The organism is Dyadobacter sp. HNCC25DJ183, from assembly GCF_056895175.1.
Genome location: NZ_JBXHAP010000001.1, coordinates 202953 through 222672 on the forward strand (window position 1 = coordinate 202953; position 19720 = coordinate 222672).

Annotated in this window: 10 protein-coding genes; 9 read left to right on the forward strand and 1 reads right to left on the reverse strand. The window is 49.8% G+C overall.

What is annotated here, in order from left to right:
• Positions 1-8: 8 nt before the first annotated feature.
• Positions 9-3194, reverse strand: a complete 3186-nt coding sequence (locus AC1XTG_RS00785; protein ID WP_484841099.1) for a SusC/RagA family TonB-linked outer membrane protein — start codon at positions 3192-3194, stop codon at positions 9-11.
• Positions 3195-3768: 574 nt separating this feature from the next.
• Here AC1XTG_RS00785 and AC1XTG_RS00790 point away from each other — a divergent pair.
• From AC1XTG_RS00790 to AC1XTG_RS00830, 9 genes are all read left to right on the forward strand, one after another.
• Positions 3769-5496 (forward strand): 3-keto-alpha-glucoside-1,2-lyase-like domain-containing protein, encoded by a 1728-nt coding sequence (locus AC1XTG_RS00790; RefSeq protein ID WP_484840634.1) that lies wholly within the window; start codon positions 3769-3771, stop codon positions 5494-5496.
• A 26-nt stretch (positions 5497-5522) separates the two neighbouring features.
• Complete coding sequence (locus AC1XTG_RS00795) at positions 5523-7520, forward strand: plastocyanin/azurin family copper-binding protein (protein ID WP_484840635.1); 1998 nt, start codon at positions 5523-5525, stop codon at positions 7518-7520.
• 165 nt (positions 7521-7685) lie between these two features.
• Positions 7686-8300, forward strand: coding sequence for an RNA polymerase sigma factor (locus tag AC1XTG_RS00800; RefSeq protein WP_056287992.1), 615 nt, complete (start codon positions 7686-7688; stop codon positions 8298-8300).
• A gap of 168 nt (positions 8301-8468) precedes the next feature.
• Positions 8469-9569: a FecR family protein gene (locus AC1XTG_RS00805; protein WP_484840636.1), complete on the forward strand. Its 1101-nt coding sequence runs from the start codon at positions 8469-8471 to the stop codon at positions 9567-9569.
• Between the two features lie 43 nt (positions 9570-9612).
• Positions 9613-13062 (forward strand): SusC/RagA family TonB-linked outer membrane protein, encoded by a 3450-nt coding sequence (locus AC1XTG_RS00810; protein ID WP_484840637.1) that lies wholly within the window; start codon positions 9613-9615, stop codon positions 13060-13062.
• A gap of 67 nt (positions 13063-13129) precedes the next feature.
• Positions 13130-14662, forward strand: coding sequence for a SusD/RagB family nutrient-binding outer membrane lipoprotein (locus AC1XTG_RS00815; RefSeq protein ID WP_484840638.1), 1533 nt, complete (start codon positions 13130-13132; stop codon positions 14660-14662).
• Between the two features lie 30 nt (positions 14663-14692).
• Complete coding sequence (locus AC1XTG_RS00820; protein ID WP_484840639.1) at positions 14693-15625, forward strand: RraA family protein; 933 nt, start codon at positions 14693-14695, stop codon at positions 15623-15625.
• A 180-nt stretch (positions 15626-15805) separates the two neighbouring features.
• Positions 15806-17290, forward strand: a complete 1485-nt coding sequence (locus AC1XTG_RS00825; RefSeq protein WP_484840640.1) for a mandelate racemase/muconate lactonizing enzyme family protein — start codon at positions 15806-15808, stop codon at positions 17288-17290.
• A gap of 128 nt (positions 17291-17418) precedes the next feature.
• Positions 17419-19692, forward strand: coding sequence for a cation:proton antiporter (locus tag AC1XTG_RS00830; protein WP_484840641.1), 2274 nt, complete (start codon positions 17419-17421; stop codon positions 19690-19692).
• Positions 19693-19720 lie beyond the last annotated feature (28 nt).

Sequence of the window (19720 nt, forward strand, 5' to 3'; positions counted from 1 at the left end):
GTCGGATTTTAGAAAGTCAAGCTCACGTTAACACCGTAGCGGCGCACAGAAGGCGTTTGCAGATCGGAGCTGCCGCCTGCTACAAACTGGTTCAGATCGAGGTCCTTTTTCTCTGCGAAATACAGCAGGTTCCGCCCCACCAGTGACACCGACGCATTGCGGATGAATTTGCTTCTTGTCAGCCAGCTTTGCGGCAAAGTATAGCCAATTACCACTTCGCGCAGCATCCCGAAAGAGCGGCTCATCAGGTTACCTTCATCGCTGTTGTAATAGCGGCTTACCCAGTCCTGTACGTTTTGTGCGGTTGCATTCGGCTTGAAACGCAGCTCCGAAAGGTTCGTGATCTTTCCGTCAGCATCGAAATTCAATGCAGTTCCGCCTTCAACTTGCACACCCTGACCTACATACGTCTTGTTCTCGGTGTTGTTTTTAAATGCCTGGTAATCCGTTTCTCTCGATGCACCCAGCTGGCCTTGTACCAGTTCAATGTGGCGACCACCGCGGAAGGTTTGTTTCTGGATGTAGTTAGAGATCACACCGCCAAAACGCCCGTCAAACTGGAAGCTGAAATTGACATTCTTGTAGTTGAATTTGTTATTAATACCCAACACAAACTTCGGGTTCACATAACCAAGAAACTGGTTTACAGGCGAGTACACCGGTCGGCCTGAATCATCATTAATGATCTGCCCGTCAGCAGTTTTCGCGAAAGCACGACCATAGTACTTGTCCATTCTGTCACCCACACGGAAGAAGGTATTTAATGCATCCTGGCCAGGGTAAATGTCCGTAAGTACTTCCTTGAAAGTTGAATAATTGGCTACAACATCCCAGTTAAAGCCGCCGTCAGTCTTCACGGGAGATCCTGTAACGGAAGCTTCCCAGCCTGTTTTCTTCGTCTTGATACCATTTACCAGCGCCGTGCTGTAGCCGGTAGTTGTTGAAATCGGCAGGGCAAAAATCCGCGGACCTTCGTTGGAAGTAAAGTAAGTCACGTCAAATCCCAGGCGATTGTTCATGATACGCAAGTCCAGGCCAACTTCTGTTTGAGAAGAAGTATTGGGTACCAGCGCAGGGTTGTTCAGCTGGTCTGTAAAATAGGCTGCGGGTGTATTGTTATAAGCAAAAGGCGTTGAATAAACCGCCGCATTCTGGTAGGAAGGGCCGTCATAAGGTGATCTGTACTGATCGCCATATTCGAGGGGATTGACATTGTTGGCCGTAGTACCAATCGTCGACATCGTTAATCCGTCTTTTACATTCGCATAAGAACCACGCAGTTTAAGGAACGAGATCACCTCGGGCAGCTGCACGTAATCCGATACGACTGTGGATGCGGCAACTGACGGATAAAAGAAGGTATTGTTCCCCGAAGGCAGCGTGGACAATTTGTCCATTCTACCGGTGGTCGACAGCGTGAAGTAATCTTTAAAGGTAAAATCGGCAGAATAATAAGCTGACGCAACGCGCATGGCTGAATTAAAATTCTCAATTTTCACCGGATTCGCGGAGTTGCTGAAATTGTACAAGCCCGGTACGTTCAGGTAGTTGGTTGATCCGTAAGCCGAGTTGTATTCAAAGCTTCTGATGTTACCGCCCGCCCAGACTTTCGCATTCAATCCCGGTAAAATGTCCTTATCAAACTTCACGAGAATGTCCGTGTTGTTCTCAAACAGGTTACGGCGGTCCTCCCGGTAATCACCACGGCGCTCGTCACGTCCGTAAGCACCCGCCGAGTAAGGCATTTTCTCGGTGCGCAGCAAGTTCCAGGTTGTGATTTGTGAACGGAATGTAGCTTCCAGGAAATCGGTGAACTGGTAAGTCATGGCAGCCTGGCCGATGATATCCGATTTCTGGTGACCTCTCAGCCACTCGTAGCTCATGAAATAAGGATTGTTGTAACGCTGGTACTCTGCGTAGATCTGCTGCACACCTTCTTTCCCGGGCTGCCAGTAGTTGCGCATCTGGTCAACATCCCAGTCAGCTCCTGCCCACAGTACGATGTTGTAGATAATCGAGTTGGGCCCGTAGTTTACGTCCGGAATGTTGGGCGTGTACTGCCGGTTGTACTGCAATGAGGAATTAAATTTCAGCTTTTTGGAGAAATTGTAATCCGCCACCATGTTAAAGTTGGTGATATTCAGCTTCGTGTTTGGCACAATCCCTTTCTGGTGTGTGTGCGAAGTTGAAAAACGCAGGTTGTACTTTTCACCGGAAGCAGATACCGAAATGTTATTGGTCGAAAGCAAACCTGGTTGCAGGAAGCGTTTCAGGTTGTCTTTCCCGCGCGCTACCCACGGAGTTCCCTGCCGCTTGCCGGTTACAGGGTCCACCGGACTGTCGTACTGTGGGATCAGCTGACCTTCAAACTTGGGCCCCCAGCCTCCATCGTAGTCACCATCGTTCAAACCGCCACCCTTTCCATCGCCGAATGCATAGCGGCCGTGGTCACCCGGACCGTATACGTCCTGTACTTTCGGGATCGCGTAAAATCCGTTGTCCATCATTGTCGATGAATTGAAATCAACCGAAAACCCGCGCTTATCTTTCGAGCCACGTTTGGTGGTGATCAGGATCGCACCATTCTTTCCGCGAAAACCGTAAAGTGCCGAGGCAGAAGCACCCTTTAAAACCGAATAAGTATCGATATCATCCGGGCTCACATTCCAGGTATCGGAGTTAACAGGTACCCCGTCCACCACGAAAAGCACATCAGAATTACCGCGCAGCTGGATATTTGGCTTGCGCAGCAGCTCCGACTGGATACCTACCGTCAATCCCGCTACTTTACCCGCAAGTGCATTGATTGCATTCGGCTCACGCGCTTTCACCACCGAGTTACCATCCACTGTCTGGATAGCGACACCGATGCGTTTTACGTCTTTTTTGATACCCAAAGCGGTTACGACAACCTCGCTAAGCTGCCTCAGGTCGGTACCCAAAGTAACATCCACGGTGCTTCGCCCATTCAGGTTAACTTCCTGGGTAGCAAAGCCGAGGAATGAAAAAGTGAGAACGGACGCATTCTCACGCACTTCGATTTTGTACTTTCCTTCCGAGTCGGTAATCGTTCCGTTGGTAGTACCTTTTACTATGATACTGACACCGGGAATGGGCGCATTATCCTCAGATGCAGTTACCTGGCCAGTTACGACCGATTGTGCGACAGCTACTTGTGAAAGCAACCCGAACATGAGCAGAAAGCCCGCTTGCTTATTTCGTCTGACGAAATCAAGCAGTAAATGAGAGTAGAATTGTTTAATCATCTAAGCAAACGTTTCCGTTGTTTTTGTTTGAAAAAGCTGTTTGATATGCGGGGAATTTTGAAATGCAAAACTCCGGCATACTCGTCTACTTGGCGTTAAGTATTTGTTAACTTACCATCAACAAATCAGCACAACCGCGCGCGGCTTGCATACGAACAAATCAGGGAAGCTGCATTTAATGGAATTGGATGATAAAGTATCACAGAAGTAACTGTCGCTCTACTTCGGTGCAGGATATGAAGTTTCATGTCCATGCATTTATCCACCTGGTTTTTAATTGCACATACCGCCTTTTAGCGACATTCATGCAAGCTGAATATTCAATGGGATTGAACTTTCATTTGGAAACGTCGGGCGCGATGCATCAGCCTGGTGAGATACCGCCGCATCTTTGCATTATTCCCGCAAGGGCTAAAAATAAATCCTAATATTTCCGGGTATAATAGAAGAAAAATTTGCGAACTTCGCTTTTTAATTGTAAACAATACACTTAATAGAGCCGATGCTTCATTTTTTCCGGAAAGTCTCTCTCCTTTTATTCGCTTGCCCGGCGGTTGTCGTGGGCCAGGGTACAAAAGGAAATTACACTCCCCTGCCTCTCAAAGACCTCAGTGCATTTGAATCCGGCAGCCCCAACTGGACAGTTCAGGGCAACATTGCCATTCATCCCGCCGGTTCGGCCAAGATCAAAACCCAGTCGGGCGAAGGTATCCTGGTCGGCAGTCCAGGCAAGCCTATCGTAACTAAACTGAAAGCAAACGATCTTCGCTTTTACGCAGAATTCAATCTATCCCCGGGCGCAGAAGGAAATCTGATCCTGCCCGGTGGCCAGAAAGTGCGGCTCTCAGACAGCAGCAAGCAAAAAGGACAGGGAACACAGACTTCGGGTTATGTCGGTCAGTTTCCAACCCAGAACGCGGCGAAAGCGCCGGGTTTGTGGCAGACGATCGAGCTGGCTTATGATGCATCTGTGCCTAACCTGGCTGGCTCTGCAAGGCTGAATTCACTTTCGCTGAATGGAGTGACCGTATTGGAAACGATTTATCTTCCAAGTTCCAAATCGCCTGCCGAGGGACAGTCCATTGCGATGGAAGTGACGAAAGGCACGATCGCATTCAGGAATGTTGGGTACCAGCTGCTCGCAAGCCGCAAGCCGCTGACATTGACCAGCCTGAACTATAAAGTGTATTCAGACAAATGGGACAGCAAAGAGTACAGCAAGCTGGACCATGAAGGTACCTCCGGCGTACTTACCCAGGAAGTAACCAACGGAATACGCGAATTCCACCTTGTTTATGAAGGTGATATGGAAGTGAATGAGGCAGGCGACTATATTTTTACCAGCATTTACTCCGGCCCGATGCTCGATATCGAAATCGATGGAAAAAGCGTGCTCACCAGCGGAGAAGCTACTTCGCAGGAAACGCACCAGGGTACCGTGAACCTCACACAGGGAAAACACAAGTTTAAACTCCATTACTCGCGCTTTCCATGGAGACAGCCTGCACTTGGGCTTAGAGTTGAAAAGGCCGGTATCAGACCTTACGATCTGCATACATTATCGTCGCTTCCAGAGCCTGAGCCCAAGCCTTACATCAGCGTAACGCCCGATATGCGGCCGGAAATGGTACGCTCCTTCATTCAGTTGGACGGAGAAAAAATGAAACGGACACACTGTATCTCGGTAGGCAGCCCCGACGGCTGGAACTACACCGTAGACCTTAACCGGGGTGCATTGATCCAGGCGTGGCGCGGACAGTTCGCGGATGTTACCGAAATGTGGTACGAGCGCGGCGAACCGCAGCTGCTATTTCCTGCGGGCCTCAAAGTGCACGTGTCCGGACGCAGCAGTCTGGCCTCTCTCGAAAACAGCAATGCAACCTGGCCTGATTCTTCAAACATTAACTACCTGGGTTATAACATCAATGCACAGGGTTATCCTGTGTTCAGATATGCGCTGGGTGCAGCAACCGTGTCCGATCAGCTTGTTTCGGGTGGCAATTCACTTTCCCGCACTTTTCAGGTTCAGGGCAATGCAGCCGCGCCGTTGTTCGCGCTGGTTGCATCGGGTAAGCAGATCGTCGAAATCGAAAAAGGTTTGTACCAGATCGATGACCGCTTTTATGTTCAGCTTGACAAAAAATACAAACCGACGATCAGACCGGCGGGAGAAGTGCAGGAACTGATCCTTCCTGTTTCGGGTACCACCAGCTATTCCATGTTTTGGTAAAATCTTTTGAACTGCATTCTTTTTAAATGAAAAATATACTATTAACAACCCTGATCTCCTTCTGCTGCATTACCAGCTATTCTCAATCCAAACAGAATAAGGAGGATGATTTTTACCGGATCATCACAATCCCCATTCCTGAAAATATCCAAATGGAAGTGGGCGGAATGGCGGTATTGCCCGACGGGCGGCTCGCTACTTCAACACGCCGCGGAGAAGTGTGGCTGATCGGCAATCCGTACCTGAAAGGCGATGGTAAACCTTCCTTTAACAGGTTTGCGGCCGGCTTGCACGAGCCGCTTGGACTATTGTACCGCGGCAAGGATTTCCTGATCTCGCAACGCGGCGAGGTAACCAGGCTGGCCGATACCAACAACGACGGTGTAGCCGACGTGTACGATTCATTTGCCAAATGGCCGCTTTCGGGTAACTATCACCAGTATTCCTACGGTCCGGTGGCAATGCCGAACGGCGAGCTGCTTGTTACGCTCAACCTTGACTGGGTGGGGCGTGGCGCAAGCCAGTCCAAATGGCGCGGCTGGATGCTCAAATTGGGCGAAGACGGCAAGCTTACCCCCTACGCTACCGGTCTCCGCTCTCCTTCCGGCTTCGGATCTTACAAGGGTGATATCTTCTATACCGAAAACCAGGGCGACTGGGTTGGCTCGGGAAGAATGACGCACCTGGAAAAAGGTGATTTCGCAGGTAACCCTGCCGGTTTGAAATGGAGCAAGGAAGAAGGTTCTCCCGTGAAGCTGAGCGCAAGAGATATCCCGAATACAGGCGAGCCGCTGTATGACGTGGCCAAGAAAGTGCCAGGTATCAAGCCGCCGGCAGTATGGTTCCCGCATACGATCCTGGGTATCTCTACTTCGGACTTCAAAGAAGACGTTACAAATGGCAGCTTCGGTCCGTTCACAGGGCAAATGTTCGTGGGCGACCAGGGCCACAGTATCATTACCCGCGTGGATCTTGAAAAGGTAAATGGCGTTTGGCAAGGAACTGTTTTTCCTTTCCGCGAAGGTTTTATGTCAGGTATCCTGCGCCTTGAATGGGGACTGGACGGTTCTTTGTTTGTAGGACAAACGAGCCGCGGTTGGTCTGCGACTGGGAAGTCTAACTTTGGTATCCAGAGACTGGTCTGGACAGGCAAAATGCCGTTTGAAATGAAAACAGTGCGTTCAATGCCGGACGGATTCGAGATTACCTTCACGAGCCCGATTGACAAAGCGGCGGCTGCCAACCAGGATGCCTATAAACTGAGCAGCTTTACTTACAAATACCACTCTACTTACGGCAGCCCGATCGTTAACACACAGGAAGTTCCTTTTAAAGGGATTGTTGTTGCGGAAGACGGCTTGCACGTGCGGCTGGTTGTAGACCCTGCTGTACTCAGAAAGGGGTATATCCACGAGATCAAGGCGGAGGGAATCAAGTCGGCAGAGGGTAACTCACTGCTGCATGCTACCGGCTATTACACGCTCAACGAGATCGCATCAGGAAACCCTGTGGCGGCCAGCCAGTTTACAACTACTGTCAAAGCGGCCGCTGTTGATCACAGCGCACATATGGCAGCTGCGTCGGAAACTGCGGCTAATACAGCACCTTCCGCGAAGAGAGTTACAGAGATGCCTGCCAGCTGGACCAGTGGCCCCGATCAAACCATTACGATCGGTACTGTTCCTGGTTTGAAGTTTGATATCTCGGAAATCCAGGTGAAAGCCGGTTCCAAAATCAGGATTGTTTTCAATAATAATGACGATATGCTGCATAACCTGGTAATTACCAAGCCCGGTACTGCCAATGCAGTTGGAGAAGCGGGTTTGAACCTGGGCTTGAAAGGCTCTGAAATGAACTATGTACCGCGCACCAGCGATGTACTTTTTCACAGCAACATCGTAGAGCCTGAGAAATCAGAGTCCATTTATTTCGTTGCTCCAAAACAAACCGGCACTTACCAGTACGTTTGCACATTCCCAGGGCATTACACGCTCATGCAAGGCAAACTGAAAGTAGTCAGGTAACTCGATACTTCATCCGCAGGACCAACTTTTCAATCCGGTCCTGCGGATTTTTTCAATACAAATTTCAGCATATATAACACAGCCTGGACAAAAGGAGATTTATAATTCAGCCCGCTTTAAGTAGTACAATTCTTTGAATAAATTAAACAAACCATCGTCTGTCGTTTGCGCAAAGAAGAGATTTCATACGACCCCATCGAACTTGACGTGCGGCTCTGGAAGCGGTTTAAAGCCGGAGATCCGGATGCAATGGGACTACTCGCCCAGATACATTACCGGGCACTCTACAATTATGCCGCCAGGTTCTCCTGCGATCCCGATTTTATACGCGATGCAATCCAGGAACTCTACCTCGATCTCTGGGAGCGTCGTACCTTCCTCAGCGAGACTGCATTTGTAAAATCTTACCTGCTCAAAGCATTAAGGCACAGGCTGATCAAGGAAGCGCTCAGACTTAAGAAATTCCACGAGCCCGAATCTGCATTCTTTGATGAGGACAATACAGATCCTTCCATTGAAGTAAATATCATTGAAAACGAAAATCTGCGGCATCAGCAGGGGCGTTTGAAACAGATCATTTCGCTGCTATCAAAAAGACAGCAAGAGATCATCTACCTCCGCTTTTACCAGAACCTGGCCAACGACGAAATTGCCAATATCATGGGCTTGGGCAAACAAAGCGTTGCCAACCTGCTTTACCGTACCCTGAAAGAGATCAAGCAGATCTGGGTTCCTGCCGAATTCTTCTGGCTGCTGATCATCAGCTTCGTAGCTTCCTGATACACTGGCTTTGCCAAGGGCATCAACCCACAGCATCTTACCTCCCCATTTTGCCGCATTATCATTATTTCAAAAATATTTTGATTTTTTTGGTTATAACCTGATGATATCCTGACATAGTGTTTAAAGAGCAAAAGTGCGGGCGGCTTCCCCGCAAATCCTTACGCTATGATCAATTACAGGACCCACTCGGTTGAAGAACTGGCAACTGATGAAATGTTCCGCCGCTGGGTCATTGATCCTACGCCGGAGCTGAATTGTTTCTGGTCGCAATGGATTCACGAAAATCCCGACCGGTCACAGACGGTTAGTCTTGCGAAGGAGCTGGTAATCTCGGTTAAGGATATGTACCGGGACGAGCTCACCAGCGAAATGATGCGGCAGGACATCAATGAGATCGTCAGGCTTGCTTCCGAACGCCGGAATACGAGCGGGTGGCGTATATACCTGCCCGCTATATGGAGAGTGGCAGCGGCCTTTGTCCTTATTTCAGGCCTCAGTGTCGCCTACTACAACGCCCGGCTTTTACCTAAAACTGTCCAAACAGCACACAAAATCCCCGTTATACCCGCGCTTCAGATGCGCGTCAGTTCCAACAATGACAAGGACGTTATGACGGTATTGCTCAGCGACAATACAGTAGTCACCTTGTCGAAAGGCAGCTCCATTACGTATCCCGCAGAATTTAGCGGAAGCGAGCGGCGCGTTTCACTGCGTGGCGAGGCGTTTTTTGATGTCAGCCGCAATGAGCAGCAACCTTTTGTGGTATATACCGGTGAAACCGTCACCCGGGTACTTGGAACGAGCTTCCGAATCAAGGCATTTGACCAGGATAAAACAGAGCTGATCGCTGTCAAAACGGGTAAGGTGAGCGTTTTCGCGAAAAAAGAATATGAAAAGGCCAACGCGAAACCCGACGCGAAAATACCAGGCGTCATCCTGACACCCAACCAGCAGGTGGTATATATTAGGAAAGAAAGCCGGCTTGAACGCGGCGCCGTAAGTCAGCCCACAATGCTCGTGGAATCCATCGCAGCCAGGGAACAGCTCTTCGACGACAAACCGATACCTGAAGTATTGGTATCCCTTCAAAAGCTGTACGGGATTGATATCCGCTACGACAAGGAACTGCTATCTAAATGCAGGATCAATGCGCAGTTCGATGATGAAAATCTGAAACAAAGAATGAATGCAATCTGCCAGGCTATCGGGGCAAGCTACGATATGGTTGACGGCCAGCTGGTGATCACCGCCAGGGGCTGTAACTAAATACAGTTTTACATCTTCAATTATATAACAAACAATTCATGGTATGAAAAAACGTCGACGCACGTCCTGGCAATTTTACAGGCTTTTGAGAATATCATTTTACCAACTATTAATTGCCTTTATCTTCGGTGTGGCCGCAAGTGCCGCGGGTGCGCAGGATATCCTGAACCAGCACATTACGTTGCAGATGAACAATCAGGAGATTAAAACGGTGTTGAGCAGGCTGAACAAATTGACGCAGGTCAAATTCACTTACAATTCCTCCCTGATCAAGCCGCAGCAGAAAGTCTCGATCAACGCCGTGGAAAAGCCGCTTTCAGACGTACTTGACGAACTTTTAAGGCCCTTGAATGTAGGCTACAAAATTGACGGAAAGCAGATCGTACTGGTCAAAAACACCGCAGAGCCGACCAGCGGCATGATCCTGCGCCAGCTTCCTCAGGGGATCGACAGAACAATAAGCGGGACTGTCTCAGACGAAAAAGGCCAGCCCCTGCCGGGCGTCAGCATTGTGCTCAAAGGTTCAAAAGCGGGTACTGCAACAAACACCGAAGGTACCTACCAGCTTAGTGTGCCTGATGCAGGCGGCATTCTGATATTCTCTTATGTCGGCTACACGCCGCAGGAACTTGCACTGGGAAGTCAGTCTGTGTACGACGTTACCTTGCAGCCCGACGTTCGCAACCTGGAAATGGTCGTAGTCACTGCTTTGGGTATCAAGAGGGATGCGAAAAAGCTGGGTTACTCAACAGCAACCATTGACACAGAAGAACTTACAACCAACCGTACGACGAACCTGGGAAACAGTCTGCAGGGAAAAGTGGCGGGATTGAATGTGACGCCACCTGCGAGCGGACCGGGCGGTTCAACCAAAATCCGTATTCGCGGACAATCCTCATTTGGCGGCAATAACTCGCCGCTGATCATTGTAAATGGCGTTCCGATCAACAACAGCAGCGTTTCTGCGGGCGGCTCGAACGGAAATGGAACAGGTAACCCCACCGGCGGTTCGTCTGATGCAGGTGACGGTCTGCAGAGCATCAACCAGGACGATATCGAATCAATGACGGTGTTAAAAGGTGCGGCAGCGGCTGCCTTGTACGGTTTCCGCGCGAAAGACGGCGCCATTATCATCACGACCAAAAGCGGCAGCAAAACGACAGGTATCGGTGTTGAACTCAACTCCAATTTCCAGGCGCAGCAAGCACTTGATTATACGGACTTCCAGTATGAATATGGACAGGGAGAATTCGGTAAACGCCCCACGAGTGTAGCTGAGGCGCAGAGTTCGGGGGTATTTGCATTTGGTGAAAAGCTCGACGGCAAGCCCACGCCGCAATTTGATGGCAGCACCCAGCCTTACATTGCGCACAAAGACCGCATTAAAAATTTTTATCGCACCGGTACGAGCTTCACCAATTCCATTGCGCTGTCTGGCGGGAATGAGAAGGGGAATTTCCGGTTGTCATTTGCCAATACGGATGCGAATGCGATCATGCCGAATTCCGATTATCACAAACGCATTTTCAACCTCGGTCTGAATTACAAGTTCTCTAAAAAGCTCTCTGCGCAGGTAAATGCCAATTATTCAAACGAATACAACAAAAACCCGCCGCAGATTGGTATCCAGGATATGAATGCGAATACGACAATTTATACCCTTGCGACCAGCATTGATACAGATTGGCTTAAAAACAGGAAGGATGCGAATGGGAACGAAATGCCGCTTGCGCGTTTTACCAACCGGAACAATCCCTACTGGGTGGCTTACGACCGTTTTGAGAATGTAAAACGCGACCGGATTTTTGGAAATACATCCGTGCGCTACGATTTTACGAGCTGGCTGTTTGTGCAGGGTCGTATTGGTCAGGACTACTACACCCGCCCCTACAATTATAACCGCCCCACAGGAACGCGCTCGATCAGTGCTGTGACTACCGGCTTTAATGGTTACTACTACCAGGATGTTTCCACCTTCCGGGAGCGGAATATGGACGTGCTCATCGGTGCTAACCGTACTTTCGGGGATTTCGGTATCGATATAACCCTCGGGGGCAACCAGATGCTGCAGATAAGCGACAATGTGTCTACTGCGGTAACCAACTTCTACGTCCGCGATTTGTACACGATTGCAAATGGCCAGGTAAAAACGCCCAATTACGGATATAGCAAGAAGAAAGTAAACTCCATTTACGGCGCAGCTGAATTCTCTTTCAGGAACTTCCTTTTTGTGAACGTGACGGGCAGAAATGACTGGTTCTCAACATTAAACCCGGAGTCGAACAGCTACTTGTATCCTTCTGTGAGCGGAAGTTTTGTATTCAGTCAGGCATTCGCGAATGCACCGGCCTGGCTTAATTACGGAAAACTCCGCGCGGCTTACGCGGAAGTGGGAGGCGATACCGATCCGTATTCAAACAACCTGTATTACGGGATCAATGCAAACCCTTTCAATGGGACCGCTTTGGGGAATTTACCTTCGACAGTAAGTCCGAATGCGAATTTGAGGCCGCTTAAAGTGAAGGAAACGGAGATTGGTCTAGAAATGAAAACCTTCGATAGCCGCCTGAACCTTGACGTTTCTATTTACCGCAAAAACACTGTGGATGAAATCCTGAACGTGGATATTTCAAATACCTCCGGTTTCAGCCAGACCAAAGTGAATGTGGGTAAGCTGCGTAACCAGGGCGTTGAATTCCTGCTGACGATCGTGCCTGCGCGCACCGACGCATTTACCTGGGAAACCAGCTTCAATGGAAGCTACAACATCAGCAAAGTGATCGAGCTGGCGGCTAATCAGCCTCGTTTTGACGTCGGTACTGGCGAATTCTTCGGCATTGTTTCCCATGAAGTGAACAAGCCCCTCGCCTCTTTGCGCGGGTTTGACTACAAAAGAGATGCGCAGGGCCGCATTATAACTTCGGGCGGTTTGCCGCAGCAGGGTAACCTTACCACTTTCGGCAGCGCAATTCCTAAATGGGTGGGTGCCTGGGTGAATACATTCAATATCAAGGGAATCCGCATCGGCACGCAGATCGACTTCAAAGCGGGTCACAAGATTCTTTCCAACTCCAACCTCAACTTCCTGCGCGAAGGTTTGTCGAAACCGTCGCTTGTGGGACGCGAAGGCGGCGTGCTGCTGGACGGCGTCAAAGCTGACGGTTCGCCGAATGATAACCGCGTAGAAGCAGAGCAGTTTTACACGGCTTACCGCAGTACCAACCTGGCGTCGCCATTTGTGTACAACGGTGCATTTGTAAGATGGCGGACAGTGTCGCTTGGTTACGATCTCTCCCGTTTTGTGAAAGACAAGACCTTCATCAAAGGCCTGACGATTTCTGCGATGTGCAACAATGTGTGGCTGATCAAAAAATACATCGACAACCTGGATCCCGAAGCACAAGTATCCGCATCCGACAACCTCCAAGGTATCGAAACCCACACACTGCCTACTACGAGAAGTTACGGTATCAACTTGAATGTTAAGTTATAAGGGAGGAAACTCATTCATCGCACCGGCGACCCGGTCATTCAGTCATACTATCATTCAATCATTAATTATGAAGCAAATATTCCTATACGCAGCAACCATCGCCATCCTCGCAGGGGCTAGTTCTTGCGACAGTGGTTTTGAGGAGGTTAACAAAAATCCGGTTCAGGCAACCAGTATTGATCCGGTGTATCTCTTTTCCAATGCCGAGTTTTCGTCCGCCATTGCGACGCAGCATTATCAGATGCAGATCGTGCAGCAAATCAATACGCCATTTACGGGCGTGGTGGAAGGCGGTAATCATAATGTGGTTTCCGATCCGAATTCAAATGCCAATTTCAATTCATTATACCTGCAAAACGGCCCGGTGAACCTGCTGACAACCGTAATTGCGCAGACCAAAGACAATCCGACGCGGTCTAATCTGTACAATATGTCGCGCGTCTGGAAGGCTTATGTGTTTATGGTTTTGGTAGATACTTACGGTGATGTTCCCTACTTCCAGGCGGGAAAGGCATTTCTGGAAGGCATTAACCTGCCTAAATACGACGACCAGAAGCTGATTTACGACGATATCCTGAAAGAACTGGTAGAAGGTACCAAAGCATTGGACGCATCGAAACCGATCGAAACGGGCGATCTTTTCTTCAAAGGCAATATCGCGCAATGGAAAAAGCTGGGTAACTCCCTGCTGCTGCGGGCTGCGATGCGCTACTCGAAAGTAGATCCGGCCAGGGCAAAACAATACGTGGCGATTGCAGTGGATCCGGCCAATGGAGGTTTGCAAAGCTCCAACGCGGATAATGCTTTTATCGCATTTAACAGCACATTCAACCACCCACTCGCCGGCTATTTTCAGGGAACAGAGCGTGGGAATGTGTACATGGGCAAAGCATTTATCGATTTCCTGAAAACATCAGCTGATCCGCGCCTAAAATACATTGCTGTCAAATACGAAGCGCCGGGAAATCCGCTCGCGACCGTCGGTGCCGAGGACACAAACCCTGCGAATCAGGAAGGCATGCCTTACGGGTACAATGAATCTACGATCACCACCATTCCTGGCTTTCCGGGAAAAATCGGGTCGGCATTTAAATATTCGCAGATTAACCGCCGGACTGTCGGCAAAATCGATGCACCGGAGTTTTTTATTACTTACTCCCAAACTTCCCTCCTGCTGGCCGAAGCCGTGCAGCGCGGGTGGGCAACGGGTGATGTGAAAGCATTGTATGAAGCTGGTGTAAAGGCACATATGTCGCAGCTGGCGACTTACGATGTATCGGCGACGATACCCGAAGCGACTCAAACAGCTTACCTGGCGGCCAATCCTTTTAATCCGGCAAAAGCATTGGAACAGATCAACAACCAGTACTGGGTCTCTTCCTTCCTGAATGGTTCCGAAGCGTGGGCCAATTTCCGCAGAAGCGGCTTTCCTACGCTCCCGATCAACAATTATCCGGGCAAAGATCCGTCAGTGAAAGACTTCATCAGAAGATTGGTGTATCCCGTCCGCGAGCGTTCGGTGAATGAAGCCAACTACAAGGAAGCAGTAGCCAGAATGGGCCCTGACGAACTTGGAACACCCGTTTTTTGGGATAAATAAGAATATTAACTAACCCTTAATTGTTTTTTTATGCTTAAACAAACCTTGCTGGTGGGAGTACTGGCTTGCTGGGGACTGGCGTCCCAGGCACAATCAATCTCTCCCAGCCCCGACCAGATCAAAGCGTACACTGCTGCCTGGAAAGGTGAACGCCTGCCCGACGGCCGACCGAAGGTATCTGACGCGATTCTTGCCCGCCTCAAAAACATCTCGATGGAAGAAGCCTGGGGTGTACTGCGCAACAAAGGCTACCACAACCAGTTTGAAGGCGAATGGCAGCTGATCCACAACGACAGTACCATGACCGGCCGCGTGGTGACAGCGCAATACATGCCATCGCGCCCCGATTTACAGGATCTCGTAAAGGAGACCGGCAAAAAGGAAGGCCGCGTGCAGACCGGCGGTACCAACTCCTGGCCCATTGATGTGCTGAAAGAAGGTGACGTGTACGTGGCCGACGGCTATGGCAAGATCGCCGACGGTACGCTCATCGGCGACAACCTCGGGAATTCCATTTATGCTAAATCCAAGCGCGGGGTGATCTTTTACGGCTCAGTGCGGGATGTAGAAGGTTTGAGTGAAATCAAAGGTTTCAATGCCTGGATCAAAGGCCAGGATCCTTCTTATATCCAGCAAATGATGCTGTCCAATATCAACACCCCGATCCGCATTGGTCGCGCCACGGTGCTGCCGGGCGATGTGGTACTTGCCAAGAAGTACGGTACCATCTTCATCCCGGCGCATTTGGTGGAGGAGCTGGTGATCACCTCGGAAGTAACTGCATTACGCGACGAGTTCGGGCATCTGCGCCTCCGCGAGGGCAAGTACACGCCCGGTGAAGTCGATACGAAATGGTCTGATGCTATCCAGAAGGACTTTCTGAACTGGGTAAACAACTACCCCGGCAAGCTCCCGATGACGAAGAAGGAGCTGGATGATTACTTGAAGGAGAGGAATTACTGACCCAACTTTTGTCACCCGGAGCGCAGTCGAAGGGCCTTCTTTTGTCACCCTGAGCGCAGTCGAAGGGCTACCATGAAAGCGTGGCCGCATTGTGCTTCGACTGCGCTCAGCATGACAAAAGTGACTACATCAAAGTGACACGGCGATATTTCAATTTTACACTACTCAAAAACCAATAAAATGAAAGACATTCTCAAACAAATCATAGCAGAAAACAAACAACAGGAAGAAGCCGAAAAGGCAGCGCGGATTGTGGAAATCAATGACCCGGCAACTAAGCCCAGCAGGAGAAACTTTTTGCGGAACTCTGCTTTGGGAGGCATTGCGCTCGGCGGGTTTATGTCCATGTCGGCCGAGGATACCATTGCGCAGGCTACTTCCAAGGTAAACCGCGCTTCGAAGCCTTCCGAACTCAAAATCACAGATTTGCGCTATTGCATTGTACAGAATGTGGGCCGCACGCCGATCATTCGCATTGATACCAACCAGGGAATATACGGGTTGGGTGAAGTGCGGGACGGGGCTGATGAACGCTACGCGCTGTTTCTGAAAGCGCATTTACTGGGTCAGAATCCCTGCAATGTGGAGCAGCTGTTCAAGTCCATCAAGCAGTTTGGCTACCACGGCAGGCAGGCTGGCGGTGTTTGCGGGGTCGAAATGGCACTCTGGGACCTTTGCGGAAAAGCATACGGCGTTCCCTGCTGGCAGCTGCTCGGCGGCCGGTACCGGGATAAAGTTAGATTATATGCCGATACGCCGGAGTCGAATGATTTGAATGAATTTAAACAAAAGATCAAATTCCGCACGGTGGATCAGGGCTATACCTGGCTGAAAATGGATGTTTCGATCGGCATGCTGCGTAACAGCGAGAATGCGGTGGTCAATAACAAGTTCTGGGGTGGTGGCTTTTCGCAATGGGCGGGAGATTTCCATTCCTATGCCAATACCAAGCATCCTTTTACTGCCATTCAAATCACCGAAAAAGGCCTGGCCGAAATGGCGCAGGTTGTGGAAGATGTAAGAAGTGTAGTGGGTTATGAAATTCCACTTTCTACGGATCATTACGGTCACTTTGATCTGAACAACGGGATCCGCCTGGGCCGCGCGCTGGACAAGTACCGCCTTGCCTGGCTGGAAGATATCGTGCCCTGGGAGTATGTGGATCAATGGAGGACCATTACAGACGCACTTGAAACACCGACTTTGACGGGAGAAGATATTTACCTGAGAGAAGGCTTCAAATCGCTGATAGACAAGCGTGCTGTCGACATTGTACACCCCGATCTGGCTTCCTCGGGCGGTTTGCTTGAAACAAAACGCATTGGCGATTATGCAGAGGAAAACGGGATCGCGATGGCCATGCACTTTGCTGGAACGCCGGTGAGCTTCATGGCAAATGTGCATTGCGCCGCCGCAACCCAAAACTTCCTGGCGCTCGAACACCACTCTGTGGATGTTACCTGGTGGGAAAGTCTGGTGAAAACGACGGACGGTCGCAAGCTGATCGACAAAGGCTACGCGCCGGTACCGCTCGAAGCGCCTGGGCTAGGGATTGAGCTGGTAGACGATGAGGTGAAAAAACACCTGAACCCGAAAGACAAAAGCTACTTCGCTCCTACGCCCGACTGGAACGAAAAGCGCTCGCACGACCGTCTCTGGAGTTAGCAGACTACCGTGGTAAGTCCGCCAGACTTACCACGGTTACAACCCGTGAATGCCCTCCCGGACGCTAGCACACGTAACTGTGAAAGATTTTTTTGGTATTTTGCATATCGTCACTCCCATATGTAACCATGAAAAACTTACGCAGTGCACTATTTTATACGCTGACAATCGGGATATTTTCAGTCTTTCTGTACTTCTTTATCCGGCAGGGCACTTTCCTGGAAACGGCTGCCACCAAATTACACAGCCACGTCAGCAGTGCATCTTCCTGGGAGCAGTTTACGGATACTTTCGGGCATAACCTCACGCACCCGCTTGCCACACTTTTACTGCAGATCATCACCATCATTGTAGCCGCGCGCCTGTTCGGGTGGCTCTGCAAGCTAATAGGACAGCCGACGGTGATCGGTGAAATTGCGGCGGGTATCTTTCTCGGGCCTTCGCTGCTGGGCATGTTCTATCCCGAATTCTCCAACTTCCTTTTTCCAAAACAATCCCTCGGTAATCTCCAATTCCTGAGCCAGATCGGTCTGATACTCTTTATGTTTATCATCGGAATGGAGCTTGACTTGAAAGTACTCAAAACCAAGGCGCAGGAAGCTGTTGTCATCAGTCACGCCAGCATTATGCTTCCATTCGCATTGGGTGTGGGGCTGGCTTTGTATATGTACCAGCAATTCGCGCCCGACGGGATCAGCTTTCTTTCTTTTGCTTTATTCATCGGAATTGCGCTGAGTATCACAGCGTTCCCTGTACTTGCCCGCATTGTGCAGGAGCGCGGATTATCGCGGACAAAGCTTGGTATGATGGTGATCACCTGCGCGGCGACGGACGATATAACTGCCTGGTGCATTCTGGCTGCCGTGATCGCGATCGTAAAGGCAGGCTCGTTTGTAAGCTCCATTTACACGATCATCCTTGCAGGCGCCTATGTATTGTTCATGCTGAAAGTACTGAAACCAGTTCTGAAACGGGTCGGCGACCATTATTCTTACAAAGAGGGATTGACCAAACCTGTAGTCGCTATGTTCTTTGTGGTGCTGCTGATCTCCTCCTACACGACCGAGGTAATCGGCATTCATGCATTGTTTGGTGCATTTATGGCGGGTGTGATCATGCCTGCTAACCTGAGTTTCCGCAGCATTTTTATTGAAAAGGTAGAAGATGTATCCCTGGTACTGTTACTGCCGCTCTTCTTTGTTTTTACGGGTTTGAGAACGCAGATTGGCTTGCTGAATGATCCTTATCTGTGGCAGGTTACTGGGCTGATTATCCTTGCGGGCGTCGCCGGGAAGTTTGCCGGCAGTACCATTGCCGCGCGCTTTGTCAAGCAATCATGGCGCGATAGTCTGATTATCGGTTCATTGATGAACACACGCGGACTGATGGAGCTCGTCGTGCTTAACATTGGCTACGACATCGGTGTGCTATCTCCCGAAATCTTCGCGATGATGGTCATTATGGCGCTGGCTACAACCTGCATGACGGGACCTGCGCTCGATCTGATCGACAAGTTCTTCCCGCAAAAAAAGTGGGAGGCCCTCCGCGACAAGCTTGAACCTTCCCGTTTTTCTGTCCTGATCGCATTCGCCAGTCCGCAGGGAGGTCGCAAGATGCTGCGTCTGGCGGATAAAATGATCTGGAAAGAAGCCGATGACCAGCAAATTACAGCCCTCCACCTTTCGCCGAGCAGCTATCTGAATCAGGTTAACACAGAGGAATACCAGTTTGAAACCTTCCGTCCGCTCAATGAAGAAGCGCAGCAGCTGGATGTTTCATTCACTTCCCTTTTCAAACCTTCGCAGGATGTGGAGCACGATATCATCGAAATTGCGAACAATGGCGACTATGATATGCTGATGATCGGAATCGGCAGATCGGTATTTGAAGGGACTTTCCTGGGCAAAATCCTGGGTTTTACTTCCAGAATCATCAGCAGAGAGCGGCTGTTTGATACCATTACCGGCAAAGAAAGATTGTTCCATGAGGATGTCCTGGACGAACGAACTACGCAGATCATCAAGTCTGTGAAGATACCCGTGGCCATTATGATAGAGAAGAATTTGAAGGAAGTGAACGATATCTTCATTCCGATCTTCTCTCCGCAAGACCAGTTCCTGCTGGAATATGCGCAGAAGCTTGTTTCCGCAGGCGACCTCAATGTGACGATCATGGACCCCTCCGAGATGGTCAGCGCGTATGCCGAAGTGCAGGATTCACTCAATGCTATCCAGGATTATGCGCCTGAGAAAGTGAGAATGCACTTCGACAATGCATTGGAAAAAGAGTTTCTGGAACAAAAAGATCTGATGATAATCAGTTTTGAAAGCTGGAAGAAAGCGGTTGAATCTCACAGTGTGTGGCTCGCAAATTCGCCTTCTGTCCTGATCATACGTGCGTAGGTTGCTGTTTTTAATAGAAATAATAAGT